This is a genomic window from Curtobacterium sp. NPDC087082, from assembly GCF_044745045.1.
Taxonomy (GTDB): Bacteria; Actinomycetota; Actinomycetes; order Actinomycetales; family Microbacteriaceae; genus Curtobacterium.
Window position 1 is genome coordinate 446397 of the sequence record NZ_JBIUZN010000004.1, and the last position, 16349, is coordinate 462745.

Consider the following 16349-nt stretch of genomic DNA (forward strand, 5'->3'; position numbering starts at 1 on the left):
GACAGTCTAGTGCTCCGACGGCCACCCTTCGGCGACGAGTCGGCGGGTCTCGCCGAGCAGCTGGGACATCGACTTCGTCCGCGCGATGATCGGGAAGAAGTTCGCGTCCGACTGCCACCGCGGCACGATGTGCTGGTGCAGGTGGCCGGCCACACCGGCGCCGGCGACCTCGCCCTGGTTCATCCCGATGTTGAAGCCGTCGCAGTGCGACACGGCCCGAAGGACGCGCATCGCCGTCTGGGTGAGCTCGCCGATCTCGCGGAGTTCGTCCGGCGTCGCCTCGTCGTAGAGCGGGACGTGACGGTACGGGCAGACGAGCAGGTGCCCGTTGTTGTACGGGAACAGGTTGAGCAGGACGTAGGCGTGCTCGCCCCGCGCGACGATGAGGCCGTCCTCGTCGGACTTGTGCGGGGCCTCGCAGAACGGGCAGTCGTCGTCGTGGCCGCGGCCCCTGCCCTCGCGCCCGGCGTCGATGTACGCCATCCGGTGCGGGTTCCAGAGGCGCTGGAACGCATCGGGCACCGCGGCGCCGGTCGCGGCGTCGCGGATCACGAGCGGGTCGTCCGCCCCGCCGGCGCCGGCCGCACCGGCCGGACCCGACGAGTCGGGAGCGGGCACGGCGGTGGGACCGGCCGCGTCGTCGACGCGACCGGTCCCACCGACGGGATCCGTGCCTCCTGGAGGGGTCATCAGACCTGCGCGCGCTCGCGGATCGCGGTGAGGATGCGCTCGACCGCCTCGTCCACGGGCACACCGTTGTCCTGCCGACCGTCGCGGAAGCGGAACGAGACCGCGCCGGCGTCGCGGTCGTCGCCGCCCGCGATGAGCTGGAACGGCACCTTCTGCTTCGTGTGCGTGCGGATCTTCTTCTGCATGCGGTCGTCAGAGTGGTCGACCTCGGCACGGACGCCGTGCGAGCGCAGCTTCGCGACGACCTCGTCGAGGTAGTCGCCGTACTCCGCCGCGACCGGGATCGCGACGACCTGGACCGGGGCGAGCCAGGCCGGGAAGGCGCCGGCGTAGTGCTCGGTGAGGACGCCGAAGAACCGCTCGATCGAGCCGAACAGCGCGCGGTGGATCATGACGGGGCGCTGCCGCGTGCCGTCCGCCGCCGCGTACTCGAGGCCGAAGCGCTCGGGCAGGTTGAAGTCGAGCTGGACGGTCGACATCTGCCAGGTGCGGCCGATGGCGTCACGGGCCTGCACGGAGATCTTCGGGCCGTAGAAGGCGGCACCGGCGGGGTCCGGCACGAGTTCGAGTCCGGTCTCCTCCGCCACCTCGCGCAGGGTGTTCGTGGCGACGTCCCACACGTCGTCGTCGCCCACGTACTTCTCGGGGTCCTTCGTGGAGAGCTCGAGGTAGAAGTCGTCGAGGCCGTAGTCACGGAGCAGCGACAGCACGAACTGGAGGGTCGTGGTGAGCTCCTCCTTCATCTTCTCCTGCGTGGTGAAGATGTGCGCGTCGTCCTGGGTCAGGCCGCGCACGCGGGTGAGCCCGTGGATGACGCCGGACTTCTCGTTGCGGTAGACCGTGCCGAACTCGAACATCCGCAGGGGCAGGTCGCGGTAGGAGCGGGCCTGCGAGCGGTACGCCAGGATGTGCATCGGACAGTTCATCGGCTTGAGGTAGTAGTCAGCGCCCTGGCGGGTGATGTTGCCGTCTTCGTCGCGCGCCTCGTCCATGTGCATGGCCGGGAACATGCCGTCCTTGTACCAGCCGAGGTGCCCGGAGGTCTCGAACAGGTCGCCCTTGGTGATGTGGGGCGTGTAGACGAACGAGTAGCCCTCTTGCTCGTGCCGACGGCGCGAGTAGTCCTCCATCTCGCGGCGGATGATGCCGCCCTTCGGGTGGAAGATCGCCAGGCCGGACCCGATCTCGTCGGGGAAGGAGAACAGGTCGAGCTCGGCGCCGAGCTTGCGGTGGTCGCGCTTCGCAGCCTCTTCCAGCCGGAGCAGGTAGGCCTTGAGCTGGTCCTTGTCGGGCCAGGCCGTGCCGTACACGCGCTGGAGCTGCGGGTTCTTCTCCGAGCCGCGCCAGTACGCCGCGGCGACGCGCATGAGCTTCGACGCGTTGCCGATGATGCGGGTGTGCGGCAGGTGCGGGCCGCGGCAGAGGTCCTGCCAGACGACCTCGCCCGTCTTCGGGTCGACGTTCTCGTAGACCGTCAGCTCGCCGGCACCGACCTCGACGCTCTCGCCCGAGTCGCCGGCGTCCGCAGCACCCTTGAGGCCGATGAGCTCCTGCTTGTAGGGTTCCCCCGCCATGCGCTCGCGGGCTTCCTCGTCGGTGACGACGACGCGGCGGAAGCGCTGGGCCTGCCGGATGATCCGGTCCGTGCCCTTCTCGATCGCCTTGAGGTCTTCGGGGGTGAAGGGCTCGGCGACGTCGAAGTCGTAGTAGTAGCCGTCGGTGACGGGCGGGCCGATGCCGAGCTTGGCGTCGGGGTTGATCTGCTGCACCGCCTGCGCGAGCACGTGCGCGGCCGAGTGGCGCAGGATGTCGAGGCCGTCCTGCTCGTCGAGGGTGACCGGCTCGACGACGTCACCGGCGTCGACCGAGGCGGCGAGGTCCTTGAGCACACCCGCGACACGGATCGCCACGACGCCGCGGACGCCGTCGAACAGCTCGGTGCCCGTCGTGGTCGTCGTCGCGGTGCGGGGCTCGGGTGCCTGGGGCACGGCTGCGGGCTCGGCGTTGTCCGGCGACGCGCCTTCCGGCGCTGCGGCGACTGACTCGGTCACGATGATGGGACTCCTCGGTTGGATGGTGGATCAAGACTAGTGCGCGGGGCGCCCCGCCGAGGCTCACGCGGGGACGGCGCCGAGGGTCTGCACGGGCAGGCGCGGTTCGAGGCGCTCGCGACCCGACAGGCCGTCGAGTTCGAGCAGCGCGGCGAAGCCGATCGCCTCGTAGCCGGCGCGCTCGAGCAGGGTCACGGTCGCGGCCGCGGTGCCCCCGGTCGCGAGGACGTCGTCGACCACGAGCACGCGCGTGCCCGCGGGCAGCTGCCCGGGGCGGAGCTCGAGCTCGGCCTCGCCGTACTCGAGCGCGTACTGCTCGCTGAGGACCTCGCCGGGGAGCTTGCCCGCCTTGCGGACGGTGAGGACGCCGACCTGGTGCTGCGCGGCGATCCCGCCGGCCAGCGCGAAGCCGCGGGCCTCGATGCCGGCGACGGCGGCGAAGCCCTCGCCGATCGCGAAGGGTGCTGCGAGTGCCTCGCACACGCGGCCGAACGCGACGGCGTCGGAGAACACCGGCGTGACGTCGCGGAACAGGATCCCCGGCGATGGGAAGTCCGGGACGATGGCGGTGAGGCGTTCGACGAGTGCAGCTGCGGTTTCGGTCACCCGACAACGGTACGGGAGGCGCGGGGTGCGCCCGACCCGCCCCACACCGTGCGCGGTGGGGCGCGCAGGGCGCGGGGGCGCGGGGGCGCGGTTCGCGTGACAGTGTGCGAGGTCCCGCGCTCCGTGCGGGGCCAGGGGCCGGGCACGGAGAGCGGAACCTCGCACACTGCGGCAGCCGCGGGGCGGCGCGCGCGGCGCGCCGCCGCGCCGCGCGGCTCAGCGCCAGCGGTTGAGCATGCCGACCTGCGTGAGCCACGCGACCTCGCGGGCGGCGCGCTCCCGTTCGAGGCGCCGGCGCGTCTCGAGGTCGACCGACGGACGCACGTGGTGCGTCCGACGACTCCAGATGATCAGGGACATCCCGATGCGGAGTGCGATGCGGTCGGAGAGCGAGACCCGACGGCGCACCGCACGGGTATCGGGGGGACGGTTGACGGTCTTCGTTGACAAGGTGGTGCCTTTCAGGCGTGACGACGACTGCCAGGGCATGGCAGTACTGCCCGGAACGCGGGCAAGGGAGATGAATGCGGGAGAATGCATTCCGCGCCCCGTCGAAGAATGCACGACGGGTGCGGTCAGGAATTGCTGCCGATGGAAGGAGCGTCGCACCGGCCACCGACATTCACGACCGGTGTCGGGCACGCGCCGAGTGCGTCACCGCGAGGGCGACGGGCGAGTGCGACCGAGGGTCGGAACGGCACCGGACGGCGAGGAGGACCTCAGCGCGGACGGGCCGGTCGGAGATGCGACTGGTGTGGGACGCCCCGTGTCAGCGGACCCGGATCGGGGTGCCGCCGGACGTACGGATTCCACGGAACGGAGTCGTTTCGGTGAACTTCATGGTCAGGCCCCCTCTCGGTCTCGTGCTGACGCGGTGATTGCTGCTCGTGAACACTATCCACACCGGTATTCCCCGCGCAACCCTTTTCTCGAGATTCGTCCGGAATTGCATTCCCGAACAGTTCGGGGACGCCGGACACGCAGAACGCCCCGGTCCCACGAGGGGTACCGGGGCGTTCGATGCGGACGAGGTGTCTAGACCGCGGCGGGGACCGCGACCGTGGCGTCGAGCGCGCCGTCGACCACGTCGACCCGGACGGTGTCGCCCTCGGCCACGGCCTCGTCGACCACGAGGCTCGCGATGCGGTCGTCGACCTCGCGCTGGATCAGCCGACGGAGCGGGCGGGCGCCGTACTCCGGCTCGTAGCCGTGCTCGGCGAGCCACCCGACCGCGGCGTCCGTCACCGTCAGGGTCATCCCCTGGGCGACGAGGCGGAGCGCGGTGTCCTCGAGCAGGAGCGACACGATCGACTCGATCTGCGAGCGGTCGAGCTTGCGGAACAGCACGATCTCGTCGATGCGGTTGATGAACTCCGGCCGCATCGCCTCACGGAGCTTGCCCATGACCCGGGCGCGCAGGTCGTCCTCGGCGAACCCGTCCGCGGAGCCGACCGGCGCGAAGCCGAGTGCACCGGAGCGCGACGCGAGGAACTCCGACCCGATGTTCGACGTCATGATCACGACGGTGTTCCGGAAGTCCACCGTGCGGCCCTGGCCGTCCGTCAGGCGACCGTCGTCGAGCACCTGCAGCAGCAGGTTGAACACGTCCGGGTGCGCCTTCTCGACCTCGTCGAGCAGGACGACCGAGTACGGGTTCCGACGGACACGCTCGGTCAGCTGCCCGGCCTCGTCGTAGCCGACGTACCCGGGAGGGGCGCCGACCAACCGCGACACGGTGTGCCGCTCGCCGAACTCGCTCATGTCGAAGCGCAGCATCGCCGACTCGTCGCCGAACAGCGACCCGGCCAACGCCTTCGCGAGCTCGGTCTTGCCGACACCGGTCGGACCGAGGAACAGGAAGCTGCCCACCGGACGACGGGGGTCGCCCATGCCGGTCCGGCTGCGCCGCACCGCGGTCGCGATCGCCCGCACGGCGTCGTCCTGGCCGACGACGCGCTCGTGGAGTTCGTCCTCGAGCGCGGCGAGCCGGGAGCGGTCGCCCTGCGTCAGGCGGGTCGCCGGGATCCCGGTGGCACGCGACACGACGGCCGCGATGTCCTCCTCCGTGATCGAGGTGCCCACGGATTCCGGACCGGAGGCGCGACCTGCGTCGGCCGATCCGGCGGCGGTGATCCGCGCCTCCAGTCCGTCGATCTCGTCGCGCAGGCGCGACGCTTCCTCGTAGTGCTCCTCGGCGACGGCCGCGTCCTTCGATGCGGTGAGCGTCGCGACCTGTGCGCGGAGCGCCTCGACGTCGACGTCGCCAGACAGGGCCAGGCGACGACGTGCGCCGGCCTGGTCGATGAGGTCGATGGCCTTGTCCGGCAGGTGCCGGTCGGTGACGTAGCGGTGCGAGAGCTCGACCGAGGCGCGCAGGGCGTCCGGCGTGTACGTGACGCTGTGGTGCTCCTCGTAGCGCGGGGCGAGTCCGGTGAGGATCGCGACGGCGTCCTCGACGCTCGGCTCCCCCACCGTGACCGGCTGGAAGCGACGCTCGAGTGCGGCGTCCTTCTCGATCCGGCGGTACTCGTTCAGCGTGGTCGCGCCGACCATGTGCAGGTCGCCACGGGCCAGCCGGGGCTTGAGGATGTTGCCGGCGTCCATCGAACCGCCCTCGCCGCCACCACCGGCGCCGACGACGGTGTGCAGCTCGTCCACGAACACGATGAGCTCGTCGGCGTGCGCTGCGATCTCATCCATCGCCGTCGTGAGGCGCTCCTCGAAGTCGCCGCGGTAGCGCGTGCCGGAGAGCATGCCGGCGAGGTCGAGGGCGACCACGCGCTTGCCCTGGAGCAGCACGGGCACGTCGCCGTCGGCGATGCGCTGGGCGAGTCCCTCGACGATGGCGGTCTTGCCGACGCCGGGCTCGCCGATGAGGACGGGGTTGTTCTTGGTGCGACGGAGCAGGATCTCGACGGTCTGCTCGATCTCGTCGGCGCGGCCGATCACCGGGTCGATGCGGCCGTCGCGGGCCCGCTCGGTGAGGTCGGTGCCGAACTGGTCGAGCGTCGGGGTGTCGCTCTCGGTGTCGGTGGTCTGGTCGGTGCTCGTGGGCATCGTGCGCCCCTCCCTGGCGGCCGCCGCGGCCTGCGCGGCGTAGTCCTGCATGACCTGCGGGGTGACGCCGGCACTGGCGAGCAGCTGCCCGGTGACGGTGTCCTGGTCCATGACGAGCGCGAAGAAGACGTGCTCGGGATCGGTGTAGGTGCTGCCGAACCCGCGGGCGGCCTGGGTGGCCTCGAGCAGGATCCGCTGCGCGGTCCCGGTCAGGGCCGGGCGACCGTCGGGCTGCTGGCGGGGTTCGCCCGCCATCGGCAGGCGCTGCTCGACCTCGTCCGCGAACTGCTCGGGGTCGACCCCGGCGTGCCGGAGGACCGCGGTGAACGGGTCGGTGCGGACGAGCACGTGCAGGACGTGCAGGGCGTCGATCTCGTGCTGCCCCTGCTCGGCCGCGAACTCCGCGGTGCGCTGGAGCAGCTCGTGGGTGCGACGGCTGAGCAGTCGCGTGATGTCGACCGGGCGTCCCAGCGGTACGGATCGCTGGGCGCCGGAGTCCTGTGCCGCGAGCAGGCGGGCGAGGAACTCGTCGAACGAGTCGTTGCCGCCGGTCGGGCCGAACGTTGCTGGCAAAGGGACCTCCTGGGAACTTGAGTGCCTTCGACTCAATGCAACGCAGGAGGGACCGGGTCATTCCCGGTCGTGGAAGAAACTTGCGGCGACCCGGCTCAGGTCCGTGCGATCGGTGCTGCGGTCGCCTCGGTGATGCGCACGAGGTCCGCCGGGGACACCTCGATGTCGAAGCCGCGACGCCCGCCGGACACGAAGATGCTCGCGTAGGACAGCGCCGACTCGTCCACCACGGTCGGCAGCTTCGTCTTCTGCCCGACCGGGCTGATCCCGCCCACCACGTAGCCGGTGCGCTTCTCGGCGAGGGCCGGGTCCGCGAGCGTCGCCTTCTTCCCGCCGACGGCAGCCGCGATCGCCTTGAGGTCGAGCCGGTTCGCCACCGGGACGATCGCCACGGCCAGGGCACCGTCGACCGACACCACGAGGGTCTTGAACACCTGCTCCTCGCGGAGCCCGAGGGCGGCCGCGGCCTCCTCGCCGAAGTTCGTGGCGGTCTCGTGGTGCTCGTACACGTGCGGCGTGTACGCGACCCCTGCCCGCTCGAGGGCGGCGGTCGCTGGGGTGCTCGGCGAACCTGCGGTCATGGGCACGATCCTGCCGTGACCAGCCACTTCCCCCACGACGGCGCGCGGGCGTTACCCTGAACGGACCATGACCGCCGTCGAACTCCTGCTGCGCGCCACCGCCGCGCTGGTGCTCGGCGACCCGTCGGTCGGTGCCGTCCCGCTCCTCGCGGTCGCCGCGCTCGGGCTCACGGCCGTGGCGGTCGCGGTGCTGGTCGCCGGCGTCCTCGCGATCGTCCTCGGCCTGGTGCCGGTCCGGCCGCTGTCGTCGCGCGCCCCGGTCGACCTCGTGACGCGGATCGCGTGGAGCCACCCCGACGCCGACGGGCACGCCCGACCCCGGGCACCGGGAGCCGTCGCCTGAGGCCCTGACCACCGACCGGTGGACGGGCCGTACAAGCGACCCCTCCCACCGAACCGATCGGAACGTCATGGACCTCACCACCCTGCCCCTCGTCGGGCCGCTGCTGCACGGCGGCGCCGACCTCCTCGCCGCCACCAGCGCGGCGCTCTCCCCCGTCGCCGGAGGGCTCGCCGCCGCCGTCGCCGTCGTGCTGCTCACCCTCGTGGTCCGGGCCGTGCTCGTCCCGCTCGCCGTGCTCCAGGTCCGCGCGGAACGGGACCGCCGACGCCTCGCCCCGCAGATCGCCGCGCTCCGGAAGCGCCACGCGAAGGACGCCGAACGGCTGCAGCGTGCGATGCAGGAGCTCTACACGAACGAGAAGGTCTCGCCGCTCGCCGGGTGCCTGCCGGTCCTCGCCCAGGCACCGGTGCTGTCGCTCGTGTACACGCTGTTCACGCACGCCTCGATCGACGGCACGGTGAACACCCTGCTGACGGCCACGCTCGCGGGCGTCCCGCTCGGGCACGCGCTCGTGGTCGTCGTGACCTCGCCGCTCTGGTGGCACGCGTGGGTCGTGGTGCTCCTGCTCGCCGTGCTCGCCCTCGTGGTCGAGCTCACCCGGCGGGCGAACCTGCGGTGGAACCCGGCGGCGGTGCCGGACGCCGCGGTGCCGGGGGCGGGTGCGACGGCGGCGATCGGCCGGTGGGCGCCCTTCGTCACGGTGGTGTTCGCCGCGATCGCGCCCCTGGCCGCCGCACTCTACGTCGTCACGAGTGCCGCGTGGACGCTCGGGGAGCGTGCGGTGCTGCGACGCGTGCTCGCCTGACGTCGCGGTCGGGCGGCGGGCGTGTCAGCCGCCCTGGCCCTCCTGCTGCGGGCCCTGGTCGACGGGGTCGTACTCGGTGCCGCGTCCCTGCTCCTCGTCCGGCAGGGGGACGTGCCGCTCGGTGCCCGTCCCGCCCGGGCTCGTCGCGACGTAGTCGGCCTCCCCGGACTGCGTGTCGTGGCTCAGGGGCTCGAGGGTCTCGGGGTCGGGATCGTGCTTGTCGCTCATGACCCCCGTCTACGCCCCGCGAACTGGGTGCGCGCCCGCACGGCGCCGGTGGGACGATGGGCGGACAGTGCGACCGGACCGGGAGTGCGCATGGCCGACGACGACGTGGCAGCAGAACGAGCACGGCTCGAGGCGCTCGCATGGGGTGGTGCCGCGTCCGAGACCGACGCGGCCGCAGCGCGGCTCGCCCTCGAGCGGCTCGGCCGAGGACGGCGCGGTCCAGGAGGCGCGGCTCCCGTCTCCCCGCGGGCCCGGTCGACGGGGCGGTCGCGTCCGACCTCCGCGGCGGGCTCCGACCGGGCCGTCACGTCCGGCACGACGAGCCCGTTCCACACCGGCGGTGCGCGGCCCCTCGCCGGTTCCTCGGGAGCCGTCGCCGACCGGGTCACGACGCCGGCACCGGGTCCGGTCTCGGTGCCGTCGACACCGGGGCCGCGGACACCGGACGCGGGACCACAGGGCGCGGCCGCCGCCGAGGGTGCTCCGAGCACGGTCAACCGGGCGGCGACCGACGACACGAGCGGGGTCCCCGACGGACCGGACCACGGGGTGGGGACCGGCCACGGGACGGAGCCGGGCGACCGTGACGGAGGCGGGTCGCGCCTCCTGGACCGCATCGGCGCCTGGCGGACGCGAGCCGCACGGGTGTTCTGGACCACCCGGCCGCGCGTCTGGATCGGGCTGGGCGTCGCGGCGGCCGTCGGTGTGGCGTTCGCGGCGGGGACGGTGGTCGGGACCTCGAGGCCGGACCCGGCGGCGGCGCCGAGCGTGACGCCGAGTGCCGGGACGATCACGCTCGAGGACCTGCTGGACGCGCCGCAGACCTACGCCGACCAGCTGCCGGGACCGGTCGAGGCGCCGGTCACGCTCCGGACGACGCGGCTCATCTTCACGAACCGTGCGCTCGACGGCGGCTCGTTCGAGACGCCCTGGAGCGTGTGGGCCGGCGTCGGGACGGACCGCTCGACGATCTGCCTCGTCGCGACGGCGAACCGGCTGGAGTCGACGTCCGCGTGCTACCCGCGGCAGGACGCGCTGCACGGGTCGGTCTCGCTGTCGGCGCAGTCGATGAGCGGCACGCTGACGCTGAGCCTCCGGGGTGGCGGGGTGCAGGGCACCGTGACGAACGAGAACTGATCGGGAATGTCTCGGCACTGACGGCGTTGGAGCGCTCCTAGGACTTTCTCGGCGAAGGCCCTCGCATCTCCTCGCTGCAGCGTGCAACACTGGAAGAGCGCACTCGCCGTGGAGTCGTACCCACAATCCACACACCACAGCGAGCGCGCATCGTCGGCCGGCACCGTCCGGTCCGGTCGTCGTCACGTCGACACCGACGCGCGCTCCGCCGTTCCCCGGAGGAGGTCAGCATCGTGTCCACCAACACCACCACCTCGGCCGTGTCGACGAACACGCGGCCGATCACCGTCACCACGCAGTCGATCGTCGGCATCGCCGTGCTCGGGCTCGCGACGTTCTTCGCGATCACGACCGAGCTCATGCCGGTCGGGCTGCTCGGCACCATGAGCGCCGACCTCGGCGTCTCCGAGTCGACCATGGGCATCGTCGTGACGGTGTACGCCGCCGCCGTGGCGATCCTCGCGCTGCCGCTCACGTCCTTCACCGCCCGACTCCCCCGCAAGACCGTCCTCGTGGCGACGCTCATCGGCTACACGGTGTCGAACGTGATGATCGCGCTCGCGCCGTCCTTCGCGGTGGTCTGCGCCGGACGCATCGTCGGCGGTGTCGCGCACGCGCTCTTCTTCTCGGTCGCCTCGGCCTACGCGACGCGCATCGTGCCGCCGCGTCTCGCCGGTCGCGCGATCGCGTTCGTGTACTCCGGCAGCTCGCTCGGCTTCGTCATCGGCGTGCCCGTGGCGACCTGGGTCGCGCAGTCGATCGGGTGGCGCCCGGCCGTCGGTGCCGTCGCCGTCGCCGCAGCAGCACTCGCCGTCGTCGCGCTCCTGTTCCTGCCGAGCGTCCGCGGGGCATCGTCGCCGCACATCGGCTCCCCGAAGGCCTGGGCCCGCACCGGCCTGCTCTCCGTCGTGATCGCCGACCTGCTGCTCTTCGCCGGACACTACGTCGTCTACACGTACATCGGGCCGTACGCGATCGACGCCGGGCTCGACGCCGACATGGTCAGCGGGGCGCTGCTCGTCCTCGGTGGCACGGGTGTCGTCGGTCTCTGGCTCGCCGGCATGTTCGTCGACCGGGCTCCGCGGCAGACGCTGATCGCGGCCGTCGCCGTGATGGCAGCGGCCTTCGCGGTGCTGCCGTTCGTGCACGGGTCGCTGCTCGGCACGATGGTCGTCGCCGGCGTGTGGATGGCCGCGAACGGCACCACCGGCACGCTCTTCATGGCCGCGGCGATCCGCTCCGGCGGTGTCTCGCCCGACATCGCGGGTGCGCTCATCAACGGTGCGTCGAACATCGGCATCGCCGGCGGCGCGGCCATCGGCGGCCAGGCACTCGGGGTCGTCGGGCTGCAGTTCATGCCGTTCGCCGGGGCCGTCGTGCTGGTCGGGTCGCTCGGCGTCGTGATCGCGGCGCGTCGGGGCTTCCCGGTGCACACGCACAACCAGGAGCACCTGTCGACCTCGTCGATCGAGGCGATCACGTCGTCGCTCGCGGTCGTCACGACCTCGGTGCCGGTGGTGTCGCGGGCGATCCAGACCCTGACGGGGTCGGTCGCGGTGGCGACGGGTTCGGTGCCGACGCGTCGGCGGCGCTGAGGCGCCCCGCACGCACGACGGGGCGGGACCGGCAGCGCCGGCCCCGCCCCGTCGTCGTGCGGTCAGTCCTGCAGGTGCGACGTCCGGCGGCGGTTGCGCACCGCCCGGAACGTCAGGAGCCCGACGCCGAGCAGCACGAGCACGCCCGCCGCGATGAGCCCCGGCGCCAGGTCGGCGCCCGTGTACGCCAGCGCGCCGCCGGTGGTCGATCCGCCACCGGACGAGATCGGCGTCGTGCCGGAACCGCCGCCGGGCGTCGGAGCCGGAGCGGGAGCCGACGGCGTGGGCGTCGGGGTCACGACGGCGGCCGGGACCGTGATCGCCAGCGCCGCGGCCGAACCGCTCGCGGGCGTGGTGATCGTCACGGGGTCCGCGCCGTCGACCTCGACGGTGTACTCCGTCTCGGGCGCGAGGCCGGTGAGGTCGAACGTCCCGTCCGTGCCCGTGGTGGTCCGGACGGGGTCGCCGGCCTCCGGGTCGGTCGGGGTCGCGACGACGTCGACGCCCGCGGCCGGGTCGCCGTTCGTGTCGGTGACCGTGCCGGGCTGGTCCGTGGTCGTGACGACCGGCGCCGCGGGCGTCGCGAACGGCAGGTCCGACTCCGCGCTCGCGCCACCGGCGACGGTGACCCCGGTGTTCTGGGTCGGGCCGGTCGCTCCGGGCTCCGGGACGGTGGTGCGGACGGTGTACGTGCCGGCCGCGGTGTGGAACGTGTAGCGGCCCGAGGCGTCCGTGGTGGTCGAGGCCACGACGGTGGTGCCCTGCAGCAGCTCCACGACCTGGCCGGCCGCGACGGGAGCGCCGTCGAGGCTGACGACACCGGTGACGGTCGCGATGACCGCGGCGGGGGCCTCGATCGGGTCGAGCGCGGTGGGGTCGCCACCGGCCGGTCCGGTCGTGATCGTCGTCGGGTCCTCGTCGCCGACCGAGACACCGAGGTCGGTGCCGGCGGGCAGGTCGGAGCCGGTGTAGACGCCGTCGCTGTTCGTCGTCGTGTTGACGAGTTCCTCGCCGTCGGACGGGTCGACGATCACCACGGGGACGTTCGACACGGGGTTGCCGTCGGCGTCGGTCACGGTGCCGATGACCGACGTGGTGCCCTGTGGTGCGGTGAACGGGAAGTCCACGACCTGGTCGGCGCCGCCGGGGACCGTGTTGAGGGACGTCGTCGTCGACGGGGTGCCGTCGGCGTTCGGCGGCGGCGTGATCGTCACGGTGTAGCCGCCGATGACCGGGAGCTCCGGGAACGAGTAGGTCCCGTCGGCGCCCGTGGTCGTCGTGTAGAGCGTGCCGCGGGGTGCCTGCACCGTGACGGTCGCGCCGGGGATCGGGGTGTCGTCGAGCGTCGCGGTGCCGGTGATCGCCGCCGTGCGGTTGGCGAACCAGGTCTGGTAGACGGGGAACCCGCTGCGCTGCTGGTAGGTGATCGTCAGGGTCTCGAGCGGGACCGTCGGCGTGAACCACGCGGTGGCGCCGGAGGTGTCGTTGGCGGCCGCGTTCCCCGTCAGGGTCCGGGTCGCGGCATCCCACGTGGGGGTGTCCTGTCCGGCCGGGACTCCGCCCGGATCGGCCGGGCAGCTCCATCCGCCGGCGGAGACGGACGAGCACGAGTTGTACGAGCTCTGGTAGCCGAGCTGTGCCGCGGTCGCCGCTGCGCCGCCCTGGACGGTCGCGGAGATCGTCGCCTGGTCGGCGTCGACGTCACCGAGGACGAAGGACCAGCTGCCGTTGCCTGGGGTCGCACCGTCGAAGGTGTAGGTCGTGGTCGACGCCGCCGACGAGGTCGGCGAGTCGGCGTTCGGACGCTGGTTGATGTAGGTGTTCCCGCGGCTCGAGCCGTACACCGCGCCCGGCCCCGTCGACGGCCCCTGCCAGGTCGAGGCACCGCTGATCACGGTGGACTGCCGTGAGTTCGACGTGAACGTCGTCGCCGGGAACCCCGGCAGTGTCATCGTTCCCGTGTAGGCCTTGCTCGACCCGCTGACGGTGAACGTGCCCCAGTGGCCGGCCGGCGCGGCGGACGCGCTCGTGGCGCCCCCGAACGCCAGACCCGCTCCGAGCACGATCCCGGTCAGCCCTGCGGTGACTGCGCGCCAACGCCGCATGTGGAACTCCCCTGTTTCGGCGCCGCCTCACCACGACGCTCGCTCAGGTTATCCAGGGACCGCGAAGTCCGTCCACACCGAGACGTGTTCGTGACACGCGCCCGGAGCCGGTCACTCCGCGGTCAGCCGGTCCAGCGCCGCGACCTGTCCCGCGACGACCATCGACCGCGCCTCGTCGATCGGGACCCAGCGTGCGTCGTCGACCTCCGGCACCTCGACGAACCGTCCGGAGCCCCGCGGCAGCTCGATCCGCGCCGTGTTCGACCGCACCCGATCGACCGAGAAGCCCGGGGCGTCGACCGCGAACACCCGCACGCGCTTGCCGGACGCCTGCCGCACCTCGCCGAGATCGGTCACCGGTCCGTCCGGTGCGGCGACCCCGATCTCCTCGGCGAACTCGCGCCGTGCGGTGTCGAGCGGGTCCTCGTCCCCCTCGACGATCCCCTTCGGGATCGACCACGCGCGCGGGCGGTCCCGCCAGAACGGCCCGCCCATGTGCGCGATCCAGACCTGCACGCCGGCGTCGTCGGCCCGGTACAGCAGGAGTCCAGCGCTCAACACCACAGCGCGAGGCTACACAGCGGGCAACGGCGACACAGCGGGCAACGGGAGTAGTTTGCAGCGCAAGGAGCGCCATGGCGACGCCCCCGGAGGACCCCGGACGAGGAGGTCGATCGGGATGGACGAACGGTGGACGACGGTCACACTGGCCGCCGACGCGGCGAAGCCGCACGAGGAAGCCCTGCACTGGGTCACGTCCCGGGTCGGCACGGGCATCGAACGCATCCGGGTCATCGGCGTGGACCCGGCGATCGAAGGACGCACCGGACCGGACGGCAAGCGCGTGGCCGACGCCCTGGCGGACGCTGCCCGCACCGCGATGCCCGACGTCCGGGTCGAGGTGCGTCGGCACGCCGGGCCCTTCGCCGCGGCACTCGTCGAGGAGTCCGACGGTGGCGACCTGCTCGTCGTCGGGACCTTCCGTGGCCGGCGCGGTTCGACGGCTGGTGGGGACCCGGCGCGGGTCGCCGAACGGGCAGCCGTGCCGACGGTCGTCGTGCCGGAGGGGCCGCACCCGATCGACGGCGACGTCGTCCTCGCGGTCGAGGAGCCGATCGACGAACGCGCCCTCGCGATCGCTGTCGACGAGGCGCACCGACTCCACCGTCGCGTGACGCTCCTGCGTGCCTGGGAGATGCCGGTGCTGACCCGCACGGGCCTCACGGACTTCGCCGAGGACCCGTTGCGGTGGCGCACCCGGAACGCCGAGCTGCTGCAGCGGGTCACGACGGCCCTGACCGCTCGGTACCCCGGCGTCCGGTTCCACCCGCTGCTCGTCGAGGGGCACCCGGGGCACGCGATCGCCGCGCACACCCGCCGTGCCTCGCTCGTCGTGCTCGGCCTCGGGCACGTGACGGCGCTCTCGGGGTCGGTGCTGCACGACGTCCTGCGGGAGACCGCGTCGCCGGTGTGCGTGGTCCCGCGGGCGGCGCACGGCGCACACGACGTCGGCAGCGCGGAGGTCCCCGCCGCGACCGGTCAGCCGGCGAGGTCGCGCGCGGCGGCCGCCACGCGCTTCGTGAGGTAGGCGACGCCTCGCGTGTTCGGGTGCAGGGCGCCCGGCTCGAGGTCGATCCGCCGCAGGTCGCCGGTGCCGTCGAGCGAGACGCCCGACACGTAGGGCTTCTTCGTCGCGCACGCCGAGTGCGCCTGGGTGGACGAGAACACGTCCACGAACCGGACCCCGGCTGCTCGTGCCGCCGACGCCGAGACGTCGTTCAGCGCCTCCTGCACGCCGTGCAGGTACCGCACGTCGGTGTTCGTGAACGGGTACGAGTTCGTCGGGAAGGACCCCGCGAGCGTCCCGAGGTCGAGGGCGGACCGGAAGCAGCCGCCCTTCGGCGTGTGGTCGGCGTCCGGGAAGATCGCCGGGTACCCGAGGAAGACGATCGTCGCGTTCGGCGCGGCCTCCTTGACCGTGGCGAGGGTGTCGGCGATGCCGAGGGCGACGCGGGACTCGATCTTCGTGCCGAGCAGGTCCTCGCCGTCGGCCACGAGCGTGCTCCGGCAGGACGGTGCGTCGCGTCCGGAGAACACCGGGCCCTTCGCCGAGAGCGCGAGGCAGGACGCCGCCGTGCCGAAGAGGTCGGCGTCGTTCCCGCCGATCGTCAGCGTCACCAGGCGGGTGCGTTCGGACAGCGACCGGATCTGCGGCGGCACGCCCTTGAACTGGAAGCCGCTCGTGACGTCGTCGCTCGTGGCGCCGCCGCACGTGACGTCGGTGAGGGCGAGCCCGAAGCGCGCGGCGATGCGGTGCGGGTAGTCCTGGGCGGACTGCCCGCACGCACTCGTCGGCAGGTGCGTCGGGTCGGACAGCCCGTACCCCGCGGAGTACGAGTCGCCGAGCGCGACGTACTCGCTGCCCGGCGGGATGTCCGCGAGCGTCTCCGCCGGCACACCGGTCACCGGGTAGGGCTGCGGGGCCGGCCACATCGGTGCAGCCCACGCCGCACCACCACCCGCGACCGATCCGGCGAGCACGACGAAGGCCGCCACCACGGCGAGCAGCGTCGAGCGG

The 16349-nt window shown here is 72.7% G+C and carries 15 protein-coding genes; 5 read left to right on the forward strand and 10 right to left on the reverse strand.

Annotation, left to right across the window (positions count from 1 at the left end):
* Nucleotides 1-6: 6 nt before the first annotated feature.
* The 6 genes from ACIPEP_RS13365 to ybaK form a co-directional block, all read right to left on the reverse strand.
* The gene (locus tag ACIPEP_RS13365) at nt 7-690 is read right to left on the reverse strand and encodes an HIT family protein (RefSeq protein ID WP_402717512.1); all 684 of its coding nucleotides are present in this window, start codon (nt 688-690) and stop codon (nt 7-9) included.
* A complete protein-coding gene (gene thrS / locus ACIPEP_RS13370) occupies nt 690-2741 on the reverse strand; it encodes a threonine--tRNA ligase (protein WP_402717513.1) in 2052 nt (683 codons plus the stop codon). The genes ACIPEP_RS13365 and thrS overlap by 1 nt, the downstream gene beginning before the upstream one ends.
* Before the next feature lie 63 nt (nt 2742-2804).
* Nucleotides 2805-3347 carry an adenine phosphoribosyltransferase gene (locus tag ACIPEP_RS13375; protein WP_070418966.1) on the reverse strand — a complete coding sequence of 181 codons (543 nt, stop codon included), beginning with the start codon at nt 3345-3347 and terminating at the stop codon, nt 2805-2807.
* 216 nt (nt 3348-3563) lie between these two features.
* Nucleotides 3564-3797, reverse strand: a complete 234-nt coding sequence (locus ACIPEP_RS13380) for a hypothetical protein (RefSeq protein ID WP_402717514.1) — start codon at nt 3795-3797, stop codon at nt 3564-3566.
* Between the two features lie 585 nt (nt 3798-4382).
* Nucleotides 4383-6977, reverse strand: a complete 2595-nt coding sequence (locus tag ACIPEP_RS13385) for an ATP-dependent Clp protease ATP-binding subunit (RefSeq protein WP_402717515.1) — start codon at nt 6975-6977, stop codon at nt 4383-4385.
* 95 nt (nt 6978-7072) lie between these two features.
* The gene (ybaK, locus tag ACIPEP_RS13390) at nt 7073-7558 is read right to left on the reverse strand and encodes a Cys-tRNA(Pro) deacylase (protein WP_070418963.1); all 486 of its coding nucleotides are present in this window, start codon (nt 7556-7558) and stop codon (nt 7073-7075) included.
* Between the two features lie 67 nt (nt 7559-7625).
* Between ybaK and ACIPEP_RS13395 the strand changes: the two genes are divergently transcribed.
* Both ACIPEP_RS13395 and ACIPEP_RS13400 read left to right on the forward strand, forming a co-directional pair.
* Nucleotides 7626-7901: a DUF6412 domain-containing protein gene (locus ACIPEP_RS13395; RefSeq protein ID WP_402717516.1), complete on the forward strand. Its 276-nt coding sequence runs from the start codon at nt 7626-7628 to the stop codon at nt 7899-7901.
* 67 nt (nt 7902-7968) lie between these two features.
* On the forward strand, nt 7969-8706 hold the full coding sequence (locus ACIPEP_RS13400; RefSeq protein WP_402717517.1) for a YidC/Oxa1 family membrane protein insertase: 738 nt from the start codon (nt 7969-7971) through the stop codon (nt 8704-8706).
* 24 nt (nt 8707-8730) lie between these two features.
* Here ACIPEP_RS13400 and ACIPEP_RS13405 read toward each other — a convergent pair whose 3' ends face one another.
* Complete coding sequence (locus tag ACIPEP_RS13405; RefSeq protein ID WP_071294668.1) at nt 8731-8934, reverse strand: hypothetical protein; 204 nt, start codon at nt 8932-8934, stop codon at nt 8731-8733.
* Between the two features lie 90 nt (nt 8935-9024).
* Here ACIPEP_RS13405 and ACIPEP_RS13410 point away from each other — a divergent pair, with 90 nt between their 5' ends.
* Nucleotides 9025-10071 carry a hypothetical protein gene (locus tag ACIPEP_RS13410; protein ID WP_402717518.1) on the forward strand — a complete coding sequence of 349 codons (1047 nt, stop codon included), beginning with the start codon at nt 9025-9027 and terminating at the stop codon, nt 10069-10071.
* 233 nt (nt 10072-10304) lie between these two features.
* Entirely contained in the window at nt 10305-11666 is a 1362-nt protein-coding gene (locus ACIPEP_RS13415) for an MFS transporter (protein WP_071294666.1), read from the forward strand.
* 62 nt (nt 11667-11728) lie between these two features.
* Here ACIPEP_RS13415 and ACIPEP_RS13420 read toward each other — a convergent pair whose 3' ends face one another.
* Nucleotides 11729-13771 (reverse strand): carboxypeptidase regulatory-like domain-containing protein, encoded by a 2043-nt coding sequence (locus ACIPEP_RS13420; RefSeq protein ID WP_402717519.1) that lies wholly within the window; start codon nt 13769-13771, stop codon nt 11729-11731.
* 111 nt (nt 13772-13882) lie between these two features.
* Complete coding sequence (locus ACIPEP_RS13425; protein WP_402717520.1) at nt 13883-14335, reverse strand: NUDIX domain-containing protein; 453 nt, start codon at nt 14333-14335, stop codon at nt 13883-13885.
* A gap of 115 nt (nt 14336-14450) precedes the next feature.
* Here ACIPEP_RS13425 and ACIPEP_RS13430 point away from each other — a divergent pair, with 115 nt between their 5' ends.
* Nucleotides 14451-15359 (forward strand): universal stress protein, encoded by a 909-nt coding sequence (locus ACIPEP_RS13430; protein WP_402717521.1) that lies wholly within the window; start codon nt 14451-14453, stop codon nt 15357-15359.
* On the opposite strand, the gene ACIPEP_RS13435 is transcribed toward ACIPEP_RS13430, so the two are convergent.
* A complete protein-coding gene (locus ACIPEP_RS13435; protein ID WP_402717522.1) occupies nt 15311-16330 on the reverse strand; it encodes an SGNH/GDSL hydrolase family protein in 1020 nt (339 codons plus the stop codon). The genes ACIPEP_RS13430 and ACIPEP_RS13435 overlap by 49 nt on opposite strands.
* Nucleotides 16331-16349: the final 19 nt, after the last annotated feature.

Excerpts from the sequence above, each read along its gene's own strand:
- ACIPEP_RS13365 (WP_402717512.1), bottom strand. The coding sequence starts at position 690 with ATGACCCCTCCAGGAGGCACGGATCCCGTCGGTGGGACCGGTCGCGTC.
- ybaK (WP_070418963.1), bottom strand. The coding sequence starts at position 7,558 with ATGACCGCAGGTTCGCCGAGCACCCCAGCGACCGCCGCCCTCGAGCGG.
- ACIPEP_RS13395 (WP_402717516.1), top strand. The coding sequence starts at position 7,626 with ATGACCGCCGTCGAACTCCTGCTGCGCGCCACCGCCGCGCTGGTGCTC.
- ACIPEP_RS13400 (WP_402717517.1), top strand. The coding sequence starts at position 7,969 with ATGGACCTCACCACCCTGCCCCTCGTCGGGCCGCTGCTGCACGGCGGC.
- ACIPEP_RS13405 (WP_071294668.1), bottom strand. The coding sequence starts at position 8,934 with ATGAGCGACAAGCACGATCCCGACCCCGAGACCCTCGAGCCCCTGAGC.
- ACIPEP_RS13410 (WP_402717518.1), top strand. The coding sequence starts at position 9,025 with ATGGCCGACGACGACGTGGCAGCAGAACGAGCACGGCTCGAGGCGCTC.
- ACIPEP_RS13420 (WP_402717519.1), bottom strand. The coding sequence starts at position 13,771 with ATGCGGCGTTGGCGCGCAGTCACCGCAGGGCTGACCGGGATCGTGCTC.
- ACIPEP_RS13430 (WP_402717521.1), top strand. The coding sequence starts at position 14,451 with ATGGACGAACGGTGGACGACGGTCACACTGGCCGCCGACGCGGCGAAG.